The sequence below is a fragment of the Streptomyces sp. CB00455 genome (genome assembly GCF_001905445.1).
Taxonomy (GTDB): domain Bacteria; phylum Actinomycetota; class Actinomycetes; order Streptomycetales; family Streptomycetaceae; genus Streptomyces.
This window is the reverse complement of record NZ_LIVQ01000003.1, coordinates 212,096-225,580: the sequence shown is the minus strand read 5'-3', so window position 1 is coordinate 225,580 and position 13,485 is coordinate 212,096. Positions and strand designations below refer to the sequence as shown.

Sequence of the window (13,485 nt, the reverse complement as noted above, 5' to 3'; positions counted from 1 at the left end):
GCGGCCCCTCCCCCCGGGGAGGACCCCTCATACGGTCCGTACAACGGCGTACGGAACTCTGACACGGCGCCCGCCAAGTCCCCGACCAGGGATGGCGGGCGCCGTGGCGTCCCCTGCGCCTCGTGTACGGCCGGCGTCTTCCCACTCAGCCGGCCGGGCCGCCGGGAGCCGGTTCACCGCCGGGTGCGCCGGCGGACGGACGTGCGCCCGGCTTCCCGGCGGCCGGTTCCTCGGGTGCCGGTTCCCCTCCCGCCGGATCCTCGCGCACCGGTTCGTCGTCGTTGCCGCGTCGCAGGGTGCGCAGACCGTGCGACGGGGTCCACGACCGCACGACCAGCTCCTCGCCCTCCACCCCCACGTGGACGACCTCCGTCAGCTCGGCGTGGAACAAGTGGAAGGGGTGCGGGGTCTGCGTCTCCTCCGCGTACCGGTGCAGCTCGGGCGGGTCCACGAGCTCCACCGCGTGCCCGGAGATCCGTACGTCCCCGTCCGGCATCGTCTCGCCCGGACCCGGATTGGTGTGCAGGGCGAAACGGGGGTCGCGCTGCAGGTCGCGGGCCTTCATCGAGCCCGGCATCATGCCGAGCCACAGCTCCCCGCCGCGGATGTCGACGTTCAGCCCGGCCACCCGTGGGGAGCCGTCCTTGCGGAGGGTCGCGAGCACGTGGTGCGGGTACTGCGCGAAGCGGGCCCGGACGGTCGCCGCGAACTGCGGCTCCGTCGTCTCGAAGGCCGCCCAGTTGTTGATCGTCATACGTCCATCAAAGCGCCCGGGCCGGGCGGCCGCCGCTCAGACGCGCACAATGCCGGCGCCGCGCGCCGCCGCCAGCCAGGCCGGGAACTCGCCGACCAGGCGGTCGTACAGTTCCGCGTCCGACACCGCCCGCGGATCCGCCCCCGCGTGGAAGTAGCCGGCGTTGTCCACCACCCGCCGGGACGGCACGGGCAGGTCGTCCAGCCTGCGCAGGAAGTCGAACTGCGTGCTGCGCGTGTTGCCGAATCCGACGAACTGCCAGAAGAGCGGCAGCCGCGCCGCCTTGCACAGGTACTTCTCCGCCGCGAGCTTGTTCACGGGCCCGCCGTCGGTCTGGAAGACGACCAGCGCAGGGACCGTGGACCCCGAGTCCAGGTAGTGGTCGATGACCGCGTCCATCGCCGCGTGGTAGGCGGTCTTGCCCATGTGCCCGAGACGGGAGGCGATCTCGGTGACCCGGCCCTCGTGCCCGGCGAGGGAGATCTCCTCCACGGCGTCGACGTCCGTGGAGAAGAAGACCACCGGTACGCGGGCGTCGTCGTCCAGGTGCGCGGACAGTCCCAGCACCCGGTCGGCGAGGGCCTGCACGCTGCCGTCCTCGTAGTACGGGCGCATCGATCCGGAGTAGTCCAGGACCAGGTAGACCGAGGCGCGGCCGCCCGCCAGGCCGTGCTTGCGCAGACAGACCCCGGCGCTCTTGTAGAGGCTCACGAGCCCCGGAGCCGTTTCCTCGACTTCGCGGAGGTCCGTCGCGCTGTCCGTCATGGGCCCGAGACTACGTCAGCGCCCGTGTCCGCCGACCCTGGTGGGGAGGGCGATGTTCCGCACCGGCCCGCCGCGGGGCCTCCGGTCGCACGGGCGGCCGCCAGGGCATGACCGCCGATCGCGAAGAATGGGCGCATGACGACACGGGCCCGCTCCTTCGACGCCGCAGCCGCCCTCTACCAGGCGCACCGCCCCGCGTACCCCGCCGCGCTCTTCGACGCCGTCGAGGAGCTCACCGGGCGGCCGCTCGCCGGCTCGCGGGTGGCCGACATCGGCGCGGGGACCGGCATCGCCACGGAGCTGCTGCACGCCCGCGGAGCCGAGGTCGTCGCCGTGGAGCCCGGAGACGGGATGGCCGCCGAATTCCGGCGCTCGCACCCCGGCATCCCGCTCGTGCGCGGGGACGGCGACCGGCTGCCGCTGGCCGGCGGCGCCTTCGACCTCCTCACCTACGCCCAGGCATGGCACTGGACCGACCCCGCCCGCTCCGTGCCCGAGGCCCGCCGCGTGCTGCGTCCGGGCGGGGCGCTCGCGATCTGGTGGAACGACCTGGATCCGGCCGTCCCGTGGATCGCCGAACAGGGCGGGCGGCTGCGGGACTTCTTCGAGGGCGACGGAAGGCTCGGGGCCGGCGGGGCCGGAGGCGCCGGCCGCACCGGTGCGGACTTCCGCACCCTGCCGCAGGGGCTCGACGGCTTCACCACCCGCTCCGTACCGTGGTCCCGGCGCATCCGGCTGGAGGACCACCTCGCCAACCTCGCCAGCCACTCCGCCTTCCTGCTCCTGGGGGAGGCCGGCACCCGCGAGTTCACGGACGCCGAACGCGAGCGCCTGCTGGCGCTCTTCCCCGACGGGTCGGTCGAGGAGCGGTACGTGGTCGGCCTCAGCGTCGCCAGGGTGTGACGCCGCCAGGGTGTGACGCCGCCAGGGTGTGACGCCGCCAGGGTGTGACGCCGCCCCGGGGTGTCCACCGTCCTCGGAGCGGCGCGGGCCGCCTCAGCCTCAGCCGCCGGGACCGCCGGTGAGCGCCGCTCTCGCTTTGGACCGCCGCTCCCGCCGCGGACTACCGCTCCCGCGACCGGAGGACCTCCGCCCGGCACGCCGACGGCGTGCCCCACGCGTCCCGCAGCGGGCGGGCCTTGCGCAGCCACAGGGACAGGTCCAGCTCATCCGTGTAACCGATCGCACCGTGCAGCTGCAAGGCCGTCCGGGCCGCCCGGTACGAGGACTCTCCGGCCGCGAGCTTCGCCGCAGCCACGTCTCCCGCGGCCGTCGTCAGCGCCGCCGCCCACACCAGCGGCCGGGCGAACTCCAGACCCAGCAGAGTGTCCGCCAGCCGGTGCTTGACCGCCTGGAAACCGCCGATCGGCATCCCGAACTGCGTGCGCCGGCGGACGTGTTCCACCGTCCCGGCCAGCAGCGCCTCGCCCAGACCCAGGCACTGGGCCGCCGTCAGCAGCCGGGCCCAGCGCCCGGCGACCGCCGCCGCCCGGGCCACCTGCGGTCCCGCGGCCAGCAGTTCACCCCCGTCCGCCGGAAGGGACAGCCGCCGCGCCGGGTCCGTCGACGCCAGCACCGGGCCGCCCGCGCCGCCGGCCAGGCGCAGTTCGGCCGCCTCCGACACCGTGAAGCACCAGGCCGCCATGTCCGCGTCCAGCGCGTACGGGCCTGCGCCCGGCAGCGTCAGCGTCGCCGGGGCCCCGCCCGCGCCCAGGGCCGGCAGGAACCGCTTCGCCAGCGTCTCGTCACCCAGCTCCGCCAGCAGGACCGAGGCGGCCGCGGTCTCCACCACCGGCCCCGGCACCCCGGCCCGGCCCAGTTCCACGAAGCCCAGGGACAGCTCCGGCAGCAGTGGCCCCAGCCCGTCGTAGGCCTCCGGCACGGCCAGCGCGAACAGGCCCGTGGCGGCGAGCCGGTCCCACAGCGCCCGCCCCGGGCCGTGACCGCCCGCGGCCCAGGCCCGTACCGCCGCCGGGACGTCCGCGGCGCCCAGCAGGGACCGCAGCGTCCGCGCGAAGTCCGACTGCTCCTCGGTCGGCAGGAAGCGCATCAGCGGCGGCCCTTCGGAAGGCCGAGCAGCCGCTCGGCGATGATGTCGCGCTGGATCTCGTTCGTCCCGGCGTAGATCGGCCCGGCCAGCGAGAACACCCACGGCTCGGCCCACTCGCCCCCGGCCAGCTCCGCGTCGGCGCCCAGCAGGTCCAGTGCCGTCTCGTGCAGGGCGATGTCGTACTCCGACCAGAACACCTTGTTCAGGCTCGACTCCGCGCCGATCGTCCCGCCCGCCGCGAAACGGGAGGCGTTGGCCCAGGTGAACAGCTCGTAGGCGCGCGCCCCGACCAGCGCGTCCGCCACCCGGTCCCGCAGCGCCGTGTCCGCCGGATCGCCCGCCGCCCGCCACAGGGCGAGGAGACGCTCCGAGGCCGCCAGGAACCGGCCGGGGGAGCGCAGGGTGAGGCCCCGCTCGTTGCCCGTGGTCGACATCGCGATGCGCCAGCCCTGCCCGGGCGGGCCGATCACGTCCTCGTCCGGTACGAAGACCCGGTCCAGGAAGAGTTCCGCGAAGGCCGGCTTGCCGTCGAGACGGCCGATGGGCCGCACCGTCACCCCGGGAGAGCGCAGGTCGAACATCAGGTACGTCAGCCCCTGGTGCGGCCTCCGCGCGTCCGGATCGCTGCGGAAGATGCCGAAGGCGCGGTCCGCGAAGGCCGCCCGCGAGGACCAGGTCTTCAGTCCGGACAGCAGCCAGCCGCCCCCGGTGCGCACCGCGCGGGACGTCAGCGAGGCCAGGTCCGAGCCCGCCTCCGGTTCCGACCAGGCCTGGGCCCAGACCACCTCCCCGCTCGCCATGGAGGGCAGCACCCGCGCCCGCTGCTCCCGACTGGCGTGGTCGAACAGCGTGGGGGCCAGCAGGCTGATGCCGTTCTGCGTGACCCGGCCGGGCGCGCCGGCGGCCCAGTACTCCTCTTCGAAGACCAGCCACTTCACGATGTCCACGCCCCGGCCGCCGTACTCGCGCGGCCAGGACACCACCGACCAGCGCTCCGCGTGCAGGAGCGCCTCCCACGCGCGGTGCGCCGCGAAACCCTCCTCCGTCTCCAGGGAGGGCAGGGACTCGGCGGGTACGTGGGCGCGCAGCCAGTCCCGCGCCTCGGCACGGAAGGCCTTCACGTCCGCGCTCTGGGTCAGGTCCATTGGGACATCCTTCCCTAACAAGTGTTTGGTAGGTTAACGTACGGCCATGACCAGCGTCGAGGAATCCCGCACCGCCACCGCGCCCCGGTACGTCGCCGGGCACGGGCTGCTGGAAGGCCGCACCGCCGTCATCACCGCGGCCGCCGGCGCCGGGATCGGCGGCGCCACCGCCCGCCGCTTCCTGGAGGAGGGCGCCCGGATCCTGATCGGCGACGCCCACGGCCGCCGCCTGAAGGAGACCGAGGACGCCCTCGCCGCCGAGTTCGGCGCCGGACGCGTCACCTCCCTGCCCTGCGACGTCACCGACGAGGAGCAGGTCCGCGCCCTCTTCGCCCGCGCCGGGCAGGTCCACGGCGGCCTCGACGTCGTCGTCAACAACGCCGGCCTCGGCGGCACCGCGGCTCTCGCCGACATGACCGACGAGCAGTGGTCCCGCGTCCTGGACGTCACCCTCGGCGGCACCTTCCGCTGCACCCGCGCCGCCCTGCGCGCCTTCCGGGCCGCCGGCCGGGGCGGGGTCGTCGTCAACAACGCCTCCGTCGCCGGCTGGCGCGCCCAGACCGGCCAGGCGCACTACGCCGCCGCCAAGGCGGGGGTGATGGCGCTGACCCGCTGCGCCGCGCTGGAGGCCGCCGGCCTCGGCGTGCGGATCAACGCGGTCGCCCCCAGCCTGGCCATGCACCCGCACCTGGCGAAGGTCACCAGTGAGGAACTCCTGGCCGAACTCACCGCCCGCGAGGCCTTCGGCCGCTACGCCGAGCCCTGGGAGGTGGCCAACGTCATCGTCTTCCTGGCCAGCGGCTACTCCTCGTACATGACCGGCGAGACCGTCTCGGTCAGCAGTCAGCACGCGTAGGACCACAATGGGTGCGTGCCAACGAAGAAGCCGACGAAAAGACCCGCGGACGAGCTGCCGGGCAAAGCGCCCGACCGGCCGACCACTCAGAAGAAGCCGCAGGTGAGCGCCTCACCCGAGCGCCGCAGGGAACTCCTCGCCGTCGCCGCCGACGTGTTCGCCGCGCAGGGCTACGACGCCACCACCGTCCGCAAGATCGCCGACGCCGCCGGGATGCTCGCCGGCAGCCTCTACTACCACTTCGATTCCAAGGAATCGATGGTCGACGAGATCCTCTCCGCCTTCCTGACCGAGCTCTGGGAGGGCTACGACACCGTCCTCGCCGCCGGCCTCGGTCCCAGGGAGACCATCGAGGCCCTGGTCACCGAGTCCTTCCGGGAGATCGACCGGCACCGTGCCGCCGTCGCGATCTACCAGAAGGAAGCCCGCACCCTGTGCGTGCAGCCCCGCTTCCACTACCTGTCCGACTCGCAGCAGAAGTTCGAGAAGGCATGGCTGGGGACGCTGGAGCGGGGAGTCGCCGCCCGGGTCTTCCGCGCCGACCTCGACGTGCGCCTCACCTACCGCTTCGTGCGCGACACGGTGTGGGTGGCGGCCTCCTGGTACCGGCCGGGCGGACAGCACAGCCCCGAGGAGATCGCCCGGCAGTACCTGTCGATGGTGCTGGACGGGATCGCCCTGCGTACCTGACGCGCAACCGACCGGAGGAGACCGCGATGCCCGAGGCCTACATCGTCGATGCCGTACGCACCCCCGTGGGGCGGCGGGGCGGCGGCCTGTCCGCGGTCCATCCGGCCGACCTCGGCGCACACGTGCTGAAGGCGCTGGTCGAGCGGTCCGGCGTGGACCCGGCCGCCGTGGAGGACGTGGTGTTCGGCTGCCTCGACGCGGTCGGACCGCAGGCGGGCGACATCGCCCGCACGGCGTGGCTGGCGGCCGGCCTGCCGGAGGAGGTGCCCGGTGTCACCGTCGACCGCCAGTGCGGTTCCTCCCAGCAGGCGGTGCACTTCGCCGCGCAGGGCGTGCTCTCGGGGACCCAGGACCTGGTGGTGGCCGGCGGCACCCAGAACATGTCGATGGTCCCGATCGCCTTCGCCTCGCGCCGGGCCGCGGAGCCCCTGGGCCTCACGCAGGGCCCCTACGCCGGATCGGCCGGCTGGCGCGCCCGGTACGGGGACGCCCCGGTGAACCAGTTCCACGGCGCGCAGCTGATCGCCGCGAAGTGGGGCATCACCCGCCGGGACATGGAGGAGTTCGCGCTCTCCAGCCACCGCCGGGCCGTGCGCGCCATCGACGAGGGCCGCTTCGCCCGCGAGACGGTGGCCTACGGGGACGTCCGCGTCGACGAGGGTCCGCGGCGGGACACCACGCCGGAGAAGATGGCGGCGCTCGCGCCGGTGGTGGAGGGCGGCACCATCACCGCCGCGGTCTCCTCGCAGGTGTCGGACGGCGCCGCCGCGATGCTGATCGCCTCGGAGCGTGCGGTACGGGAACACGGGCTGCGCCCCCGGGCCCGCATCCACCACCTCTCGGTCCGCGGCGAGGACCCCATCCGCATGCTGTCCGCGCCGATCCCGGCGACGGCCCACGCGCTGAAGAAGACGGGCATGTCCCTGGCCGACATCGACCTGGTCGAGATCAACGAGGCGTTCGCCCCGGTGGTGCTGGCCTGGCTGAAGGCGACCGGAGCCGACCCCGCCCGGGTGAACCCCAACGGCGGCGCGATCGCCCTGGGCCACCCCCTGGGCGCCACCGGGGTGAGACTCATGACCACCCTCCTGCACGAACTGGAGCGCACCGGCGGCCGCTTCGGCCTCCAGACGATGTGTGAGGGCGGCGGCCAGGCCAACGTGACGATCATCGAGCGGCTGTAGCCGCCGCAGCCCCTTCCGGGGGCGCCCGTCCGGGTGAATCCGCCGCGCCCGGCCCCGCCCCCGCCGCCTCCTCCGCCTGCGTCCGCACCCGCCGACGCGGGCGGACGGACACGCGCGGGTACCACGAAGGACGCAGGTCACACGCCCGATTCGACAACGAGCCGTCGACATGTGCTAGCGTTTGAGGCGTTGCAGTTGTGGTACCCATGAACTTTATGTGCGCCTGACGGGAATGCTCCGCAGGCGCTTTTATTGTTTTGCCGGAATCTCCGGATGGGGCCCTTTGCCGCCTATTCAGGAGATTTAAAATGGCACTTGGCACCGTGAAGTGGTTCAACTCGGAAAAGGGCTTCGGCTTCATCGAGCAGGACGGTGGCGGCCCGGACGTCTTCGCCCACTACTCGAACATCGCCACCCAGGGCTTCCGTGAGCTCCAGGAGGGCCAGCGCGTGTCCTTCGACGTCACCCAGGGCCAGAAGGGCCCCCAGGCGGAGAACATCCTCCCCGCCAACTGACGTCACAGCATGCCGGGGTCCGCACCGTGAAGGTGCGGACCCCGGCTTGTCTGCTGTCTCGACTGTTTGTTTTACCTGCCGGTTTCAGGAGGGCATTTCCGCATGACCAGCTCCAGCTCCGCACGACCCAGCCGCCGCCCCACCCGGGGTCGAGGTGCGGCCCAGGGACGTCCGAAGGCTGGCGCGGGACGGCAGAAGTCCGCCCCCGTTGCCAGGCCCCAGGAATTCACCATGCCCGAACCGCTGACCCCGGCGCTCCCGCCGGTCCCCGCGTTCGAGGACATGGACATGCCCGAGGCGCTGCTGAAGACCCTCGCCGCCCAGGGCGTGACCGAACCGTTCCCCATCCAGGCCGCCACGCTGCCGAACTCCCTCGTCGGCCGTGACCTGCTCGGCCGCGGCCGCACCGGCTCCGGCAAGACGCTGGCCTTCGGCCTGGCACTGCTCTCCCGCACCGCCGGCCGCCGCGCGCAGCCGAAGGCGCCGCTCGCGCTGGTCCTCGTACCGACCCGTGAGCTCGCGCAGCAGGTGACCGACGCCCTGACCCCGTACGCGACGGCCGTCAACCTGCGCATCGCCACCATCGTCGGCGGCATGTCGATCAACCGGCAGTCCGGCGCCCTGCGCCGCGGCGCCGAGGTGCTCGTCGCCACCCCCGGCCGTCTCAAGGACCTCATCGACCGCGGTGACGCCGACCTCTCGCAGGTCGCCATCACGGTCCTCGACGAGGCCGACCAGATGACCGACATGGGCTTCATGCCGCAGGTCACCGCGCTGCTCAAGCAGGTCGAGGCCGGCGGCCAGCGGATGCTCTTCTCGGCGACGCTGGACAAGAACATCGACAAGCTCGTCAAGATGTTCCTGCACGACCCGGTCGGCCACTCCGTCGACCCCTCCGCGGGCGCGGTCACCACCATGGAGCACCACGTCCTGTACGTCATGGACGAGACCGACAAGAAGGCCGTGGCGACGCGTATAGCCGCCCGCGACGGCCGGGTGATCATGTTCGTGGACACCAAGCGTGCCGTGGACCGCATGGTCAAGAAGCTGCTGGCGGACGGCGTCCGCGCCTCCGGCCTGCACGGCGGCCGCTCCCAGCCGCAGCGCAACCGCACCCTGGACTGGTTCAAGACGGGCGAGGTCACCGCACTGGTGGCCACGAACGTCGCGGCGCGCGGCATCCACATCGACGACCTCGACCTCGTCGTGAACGTGGACCCGCCCACCGACCACAAGGACTACCTGCACCGCGGCGGCCGTACCGCGCGCGCCGGCGAGTCCGGCAGCGTCGTCACCCTGGTGCTCCCCGACCAGAAGCGGGACATGACCCGTCTGATGTCGGACGCCGGCATCTCCCCGCGCACCGCCCAGATCAAGTCCTCCGACGCGGAGCTGTCCCGGCTGACCGGCGCCAAGGAGCCCTCCGGCATCCCGGTGGTGCTGGACGTCCCGCAGCCGACCCCGCCGAAGCAGCGCAACGGTTCCGCGGCGGGCTCGGGCTCGGGTTCCGCCTCGCGCCGCCGTTCGGGTGGGCCCCGTACGGGCGCGGCCACGGGCGCCGCTCCGGCGGGCGGGGGCCGCGGCCGCCGTTCCGGCGGTGGCGCCTCCGGCCAGGCCCCGGCCCCGTCCGGTGCGGGCCAGGCCCGGCGCGGCCAGGGCGGGGGCGGCGCGGGTGCCGGTTCCGCCGAGCGCGGCCGCCGGGGCGGGGCGGGAGCCTCCGGCGGCGCTGCCGCGGCTTCCGCGCGCAGCCGGGTCGGCTCCGCCGGCCAGGGCCGCCGCCGCGCGGTCTGACCCCTCACGCCGTACCCCTGCGCCGGGCAGCTCACGAGCTGCCCGGCGCAGTGCTGTGTCCGGGCACGGCGCCGGTCACCACCACGGCCGGGCTGCGGCTCCCGGACCGCGGTGCGCCGCAGGCCGCCAGTGTCCGCAGGTCCGGCCCGGGCCCTCGCCCCGGGGACGGCCGGCGCGCGCAACAGCACGTGGCTCAGCCGGCCGGCGCGGTCCCTGCCCGAGGCCGCCGACCGGGCGGGGAACGGGGGAGAGCCAGGGAGGTAGCCCGACCCCCGGAGGACCCGACCCCCGGAGGACCCGGCCCGCGGCGGACCCGGCCGCCGGAAGGGCTCACTCCGGTGGGGGCAGGGCGTGGAGCGACTGCAGGGCTTCGAGTGTCTGTCGTGCCTCGGCCATGACGCGGGAGACGAGCTCCGCACAGGACGGGAGGTCCTCGATCACTCCCGCTACCTGGCCCGATGCCATGACCCCGAGGTCCGTACGGCCCTGGACCATGGACGCCTTCAGGAGCACGGGGGTGTTCGCGGCGAGCAGGACCTGGCTCCAGGACAGGTCCTTGCCGTGTTTCATCGCGAGGCCGTCCCGCACCATCTGCGCCCAGCTCAGACCGGAGGTCCGGCGGAAGCCGGCCGCGTGCCGGACCGCCCTGGCCAGCGTGCGGGCCCGCCCCGCCCGCTCCAGGGAGGCGACGAGCTCGGTGCGGAGCATGCGGTGCGGCAGGCCGTCCACGGCCGTGGTGACGGTGATGTCCTTGACCGTCGCCCGGAGGTAGTGGGCCTTCACGGCGTCCGGGACGGTGGAGTCCGAGGTCAGCAGGAAGCGGGTGCCCATGGCGATCCCGGCGGCCCCGTAGGCCAGGGCCGCGACCAGGCCGCGGCCGTCGCGGAAACCGCCCGCCGCGACCACCGGGATGTCCACGGCGTCGACGACCTGGGGCAGCAGCACGGTGGTGGCCACCTCGCCGGTGTGGCCGCCGCCCTCACCGCCCTGCACGATCACCGCGTCGGCGCCCCAGGCCGCCACCTTCTCGGCGTGCCGCCGGGCCCCGACCGACGGGACGACGACCACACCCGCGTCCTTGAGCCGTGCGATCAGCTCCCGGGAGGGTGCGAGCGCGAAGGAGGCCACCCGGACCCCCTCGTCGACGATCACCCGGACGCGCTCGGCCGCGTCCCCGGCGTCCGCGCGCAGGTTGACCCCGAAGGGGGTCCCCTCCGGGACCCGGGCCCTGACCTCCCGGACCGCCGCCCGCAGCTCTTCCACGGTCATCGTCGCCGAGGCCAGGATCCCCAGGGCTCCCGCATTCGCCGCGCCCGACACCAGACGGGGTCCGGCGACCCAGCCCATGCCCGTCTGCACGATCGGGTACCGGACCCCGACCAGCTCGGTGAATGCCGTCTCCACGGCCTCAGCCCCGCACTTCGCGCTCGCGCAGCCCCGCGGGATCGATCACTTCGCGGAGCAGCCGCAGCTCCTCGGCGGTCGGCTCCCGGGTGTACGGGACCTCGCCCTCGACCACCAGCGCGAAGCCGGTGGCCGCCCGCACCTGCTCCACGTCCACCCCGGGATGGAGCGACACGAGCCGCATCGTGCGGCCGGGCCCGGTGAAGTCGAAGACGCCGAGATCGCTGACCACCCGGGGCAGGCGGTGGTAGCGGGTCACCCCCGCCGCCTGCGCGCGGTCGTGGCCGACGCCGCTGACCATGTCGACGCGCTCGACGAAGACCCGGGGGGAGTGCCGCGGGATCCAGTAGCTGACCGGGTTGTTCAGGGTGTTGACGGGGGCGCCGCGCACGCCCAGCAGCTGGCGGGTCGGCCGTTCCCACGCGCCGATGCAGGAGATGTTCTGGTTGCCGAACCGGTCGATCTGGGCGGCGCCCATCATCACGTGCCGCCGGCCCCCGGTGACCATGGTGAGGTGGCGCCGGTAGGGGAGCCAGCCCTCCACCGTGCCGTCCAGGCCCACCAGCATCGCCTCGCCGTCGGTCAGCAGCAGGTCGGGGGCGAAGGTCCGCTTCGCGAGCCGCGCCCCGAAGGAGGGGATCAGGCCCATCGGGCTGGCGAGCACCTCGCCGTTGTCGCGCCAGGCCTCGGCGCAGGCGATCACGCAGTACTCCGGACGGCCGGTCACCGCTGTCCCTCCTGCCAGGTCCGCACGGCGGACAGGTAGTCGTGCTCGCTCGCCCCCGACAGGAACCGCTCGGCGAACTCCGGCCACGGCGTCGTCGCGTAGAGCCTCTGGAAGCCCTCGTCGCGGTCGTAGTCGGGGACGCAGGAGGTGAAGTGCGCCCCGCCCGGGGTCTCGACGACCCCGGTGACGCTGTGGCGGCTCACCAGGAGGGACTGCGGGGGTCCCGCCTTGGCCAGCTCCGCGCTCTCCACGAGCTGCTCGCAGCAGACGTAGGCGGTATCGGCGGCCTCGCAGAAGAGGTCGTCGAAGTACGGGTCCGGGCCCAGGTACTGGGCGTTGCCGCTGCGGTCGGCGCGGTTGAGGTGGACCAGGGCGGCGTCCATGCGCAGGGCGGGGACGGCGACGAACTCCTCCCCGTCGTCGTAGGGGGAGGTGACGGTGCGCAGCTCCGGATTGACCCGCATCACGTCGGAGCCGAGGCCGGCCCGGACGGGGAGGAAGGGGAGCCGGTTGGCGGCGGCGTGCAGGCCCCACATGAACATGGCCTCGTCGAGCTCGGTGAGGGCGAAGGCGGCGCGCTCCCGGGCGGCCCGGAAGTGGGGCTCCAGCGGGATCGAGTCGAGGGTGGCGAAAGGGGCGACGAGCCGGCGGATGCGGCCCGCAGCGGCCAGCAGCCCGACATCGGGGCCGCCGTAGGAGACCACGGTGAGATCGGTGATCCCGGACCGCAGCAGTGCCCGCACCAGGGCCATGGGCTTGCGCCGCGAGCCCCAGCCGCCGATGCCGATGGTCATCCCGCTGCGCAGCCGCCCCACCACCTCCTCGGGGGTCATGGTCTTGTCGCTCATGCGCGCTCTTCCTTCCCGAAGGTGTCGCGGACGCGGCCGGCGACCCCGCTGAGATTGGCCTCGAAGGTGAAGCCCTGCTCGAAGCGGTAGCTGCGGCGCACGTCGACCGGGTCGATGCCGTTGATGGCCGCCTTGGCCAGCCGGATCAGGGAGCCGTCCTTCTGTGCGATCTCCGCGGCCAGGCCGAGGGCTGTGGCGCGCAGTTCCCCGCGCGGGACCACCCGCCAGACCGAGCCGTGCGCGTGCAGTTCGGCGGCGGTCGCGGTGCGCGACGTGTAGTAGAGCGCGCGCATCAGGTGCTGCGGGACCAGCCGGGCCAGGTGCGTGGCGGCGCCGAGGGCGCCCCGGTCCAGCTCGGGAAGCCCGAAGGTGGCGTCCTCGGAGGCGACGATGGCGTCGGCGTTGCCCACCAGGCCGATGCCGCCCCCAAGGCAGAAGCCGTGGACGGCCGCGACGACCGGGACCTCGCACTCGTACACGGCCGCGAACGCCTCGTAGCAGCCCCGGTTGGCGCCGATCAGACAGGCGTGGCCGGTGTCGCGCTGCATCTCCTTGATGTCGACCCCGGCGTTGAAGCCCCGGCCCTCGGCGGCGAGGACCACGCAGCGGACCTCGGGGTCGCGGCCGGCCGCGCGCACGGCGTCGGCCAGGTCGTACCAGCCCTGCACGGGCAGCGCGTTGACGGGCGGGAAGTCGACCGTGACGAGGGCGATGCCCTTGCCGGGGCCGGAGGTGGAGACACCCATGGGCGGATCA

General features: G+C 73.8%; 13 protein-coding genes and 1 pseudogene. 6 read left to right on the top strand and 8 right to left on the bottom strand.

The window, feature by feature from the left end:
* Nucleotides 1–256: 256 nt before the first annotated feature.
* Nucleotides 257–754 (bottom strand): annotated as a pseudogene (locus AMK16_RS13615) (pyridoxamine 5'-phosphate oxidase family protein); the annotation flags it as partial.
* 36 nt (nucleotides 755–790) lie between these two features.
* Nucleotides 791–1,519: a VWA domain-containing protein gene (locus AMK16_RS13610; protein ID WP_073914243.1), complete on the bottom strand. Its 729-nt coding sequence runs from the start codon at nucleotides 1,517–1,519 to the stop codon at nucleotides 791–793.
* A gap of 135 nt (nucleotides 1,520–1,654) precedes the next feature.
* Here AMK16_RS13610 and AMK16_RS13605 point away from each other — a divergent pair, with 135 nt between their 5' ends.
* A complete protein-coding gene (locus AMK16_RS13605) occupies nucleotides 1,655–2,422 on the top strand; it encodes a class I SAM-dependent methyltransferase (RefSeq protein ID WP_073914240.1) in 768 nt (255 codons plus the stop codon).
* Between the two features lie 160 nt (nucleotides 2,423–2,582).
* On the opposite strand, the gene AMK16_RS13600 is transcribed toward AMK16_RS13605, so the two are convergent.
* Complete coding sequence (locus AMK16_RS13600; RefSeq protein WP_073914238.1) at nucleotides 2,583–3,569, bottom strand: acyl-CoA dehydrogenase family protein; 987 nt, start codon at nucleotides 3,567–3,569, stop codon at nucleotides 2,583–2,585.
* Entirely contained in the window at nucleotides 3,569–4,714 is a 1,146-nt protein-coding gene (locus tag AMK16_RS13595; RefSeq protein WP_073914235.1) for an acyl-CoA dehydrogenase family protein, read from the bottom strand. Before AMK16_RS13595 ends, AMK16_RS13600 begins: the two co-directional genes overlap by 1 nt.
* Before the next feature lie 46 nt (nucleotides 4,715–4,760).
* Between AMK16_RS13595 and AMK16_RS13590 the strand changes: the two genes are divergently transcribed.
* From AMK16_RS13590 to AMK16_RS13570, 5 genes are all read left to right on the top strand, one after another.
* Nucleotides 4,761–5,570, top strand: coding sequence for an SDR family oxidoreductase (locus AMK16_RS13590; protein WP_073914233.1), 810 nt, complete (start codon nucleotides 4,761–4,763; stop codon nucleotides 5,568–5,570).
* 54 nt (nucleotides 5,571–5,624) lie between these two features.
* The gene (locus tag AMK16_RS13585; protein ID WP_073915919.1) at nucleotides 5,625–6,260 is read left to right on the top strand and encodes a TetR/AcrR family transcriptional regulator; all 636 of its coding nucleotides are present in this window, start codon (nucleotides 5,625–5,627) and stop codon (nucleotides 6,258–6,260) included.
* A 26-nt stretch (nucleotides 6,261–6,286) separates the two neighbouring features.
* Nucleotides 6,287–7,444: an acetyl-CoA C-acetyltransferase gene (locus tag AMK16_RS13580; RefSeq protein ID WP_073914230.1), complete on the top strand. Its 1,158-nt coding sequence runs from the start codon at nucleotides 6,287–6,289 to the stop codon at nucleotides 7,442–7,444.
* Between the two features lie 308 nt (nucleotides 7,445–7,752).
* The gene (locus AMK16_RS13575; RefSeq protein ID WP_030707191.1) at nucleotides 7,753–7,959 is read left to right on the top strand and encodes a cold-shock protein; all 207 of its coding nucleotides are present in this window, start codon (nucleotides 7,753–7,755) and stop codon (nucleotides 7,957–7,959) included.
* Between the two features lie 102 nt (nucleotides 7,960–8,061).
* Nucleotides 8,062–9,750 carry a DEAD/DEAH box helicase gene (locus tag AMK16_RS13570; RefSeq protein WP_073914228.1) on the top strand — a complete coding sequence of 563 codons (1,689 nt, stop codon included), beginning with the start codon at nucleotides 8,062–8,064 and terminating at the stop codon, nucleotides 9,748–9,750.
* A gap of 330 nt (nucleotides 9,751–10,080) precedes the next feature.
* Here AMK16_RS13570 and AMK16_RS13565 read toward each other — a convergent pair whose 3' ends face one another.
* Genes AMK16_RS13565 through AMK16_RS13550 form a run of 4 tightly spaced genes read right to left on the bottom strand, consistent with a single transcriptional unit; the run spans nucleotide 10,081 to nucleotide 13,475 of the window.
* Nucleotides 10,081–11,154, bottom strand: a complete 1,074-nt coding sequence (locus AMK16_RS13565) for an NAD(P)H-dependent flavin oxidoreductase (RefSeq protein ID WP_073914225.1) — start codon at nucleotides 11,152–11,154, stop codon at nucleotides 10,081–10,083.
* A gap of 4 nt (nucleotides 11,155–11,158) precedes the next feature.
* Nucleotides 11,159–11,881: a CoA-transferase subunit beta gene (locus tag AMK16_RS13560; protein WP_107417134.1), complete on the bottom strand. Its 723-nt coding sequence runs from the start codon at nucleotides 11,879–11,881 to the stop codon at nucleotides 11,159–11,161.
* On the bottom strand, nucleotides 11,878–12,729 hold the full coding sequence (locus AMK16_RS13555; RefSeq protein WP_073914222.1) for a CoA transferase subunit A: 852 nt from the start codon (nucleotides 12,727–12,729) through the stop codon (nucleotides 11,878–11,880). Before AMK16_RS13555 ends, AMK16_RS13560 begins: the two co-directional genes overlap by 4 nt.
* Entirely contained in the window at nucleotides 12,726–13,475 is a 750-nt protein-coding gene (locus AMK16_RS13550; protein WP_073914220.1) for an enoyl-CoA hydratase family protein, read from the bottom strand. Before AMK16_RS13550 ends, AMK16_RS13555 begins: the two co-directional genes overlap by 4 nt.
* Nucleotides 13,476–13,485 lie beyond the last annotated feature (10 nt).

Excerpts from the sequence above, each read along its gene's own strand:
- AMK16_RS13550 (WP_073914220.1), bottom strand. The coding sequence starts at position 13,475 with ATGGGTGTCTCCACCTCCGGCCCCGGCAAGGGCATCGCCCTCGTCACG.
- AMK16_RS13610 (WP_073914243.1), bottom strand. The coding sequence starts at position 1,519 with ATGACGGACAGCGCGACGGACCTCCGCGAAGTCGAGGAAACGGCTCCG.
- AMK16_RS13570 (WP_073914228.1), top strand. The coding sequence starts at position 8,062 with ATGACCAGCTCCAGCTCCGCACGACCCAGCCGCCGCCCCACCCGGGGT.
- AMK16_RS13605 (WP_073914240.1), top strand. The coding sequence starts at position 1,655 with ATGACGACACGGGCCCGCTCCTTCGACGCCGCAGCCGCCCTCTACCAG.
- AMK16_RS13600 (WP_073914238.1), bottom strand. The coding sequence starts at position 3,569 with ATGCGCTTCCTGCCGACCGAGGAGCAGTCGGACTTCGCGCGGACGCTG.
- AMK16_RS13595 (WP_073914235.1), bottom strand. The coding sequence starts at position 4,714 with ATGGACCTGACCCAGAGCGCGGACGTGAAGGCCTTCCGTGCCGAGGCG.
- AMK16_RS13575 (WP_030707191.1), top strand. The coding sequence starts at position 7,753 with ATGGCACTTGGCACCGTGAAGTGGTTCAACTCGGAAAAGGGCTTCGGC.
- AMK16_RS13580 (WP_073914230.1), top strand. The coding sequence starts at position 6,287 with ATGCCCGAGGCCTACATCGTCGATGCCGTACGCACCCCCGTGGGGCGG.
- AMK16_RS13590 (WP_073914233.1), top strand. The coding sequence starts at position 4,761 with ATGACCAGCGTCGAGGAATCCCGCACCGCCACCGCGCCCCGGTACGTC.
- AMK16_RS13555 (WP_073914222.1), bottom strand. The coding sequence starts at position 12,729 with ATGAGCGACAAGACCATGACCCCCGAGGAGGTGGTGGGGCGGCTGCGC.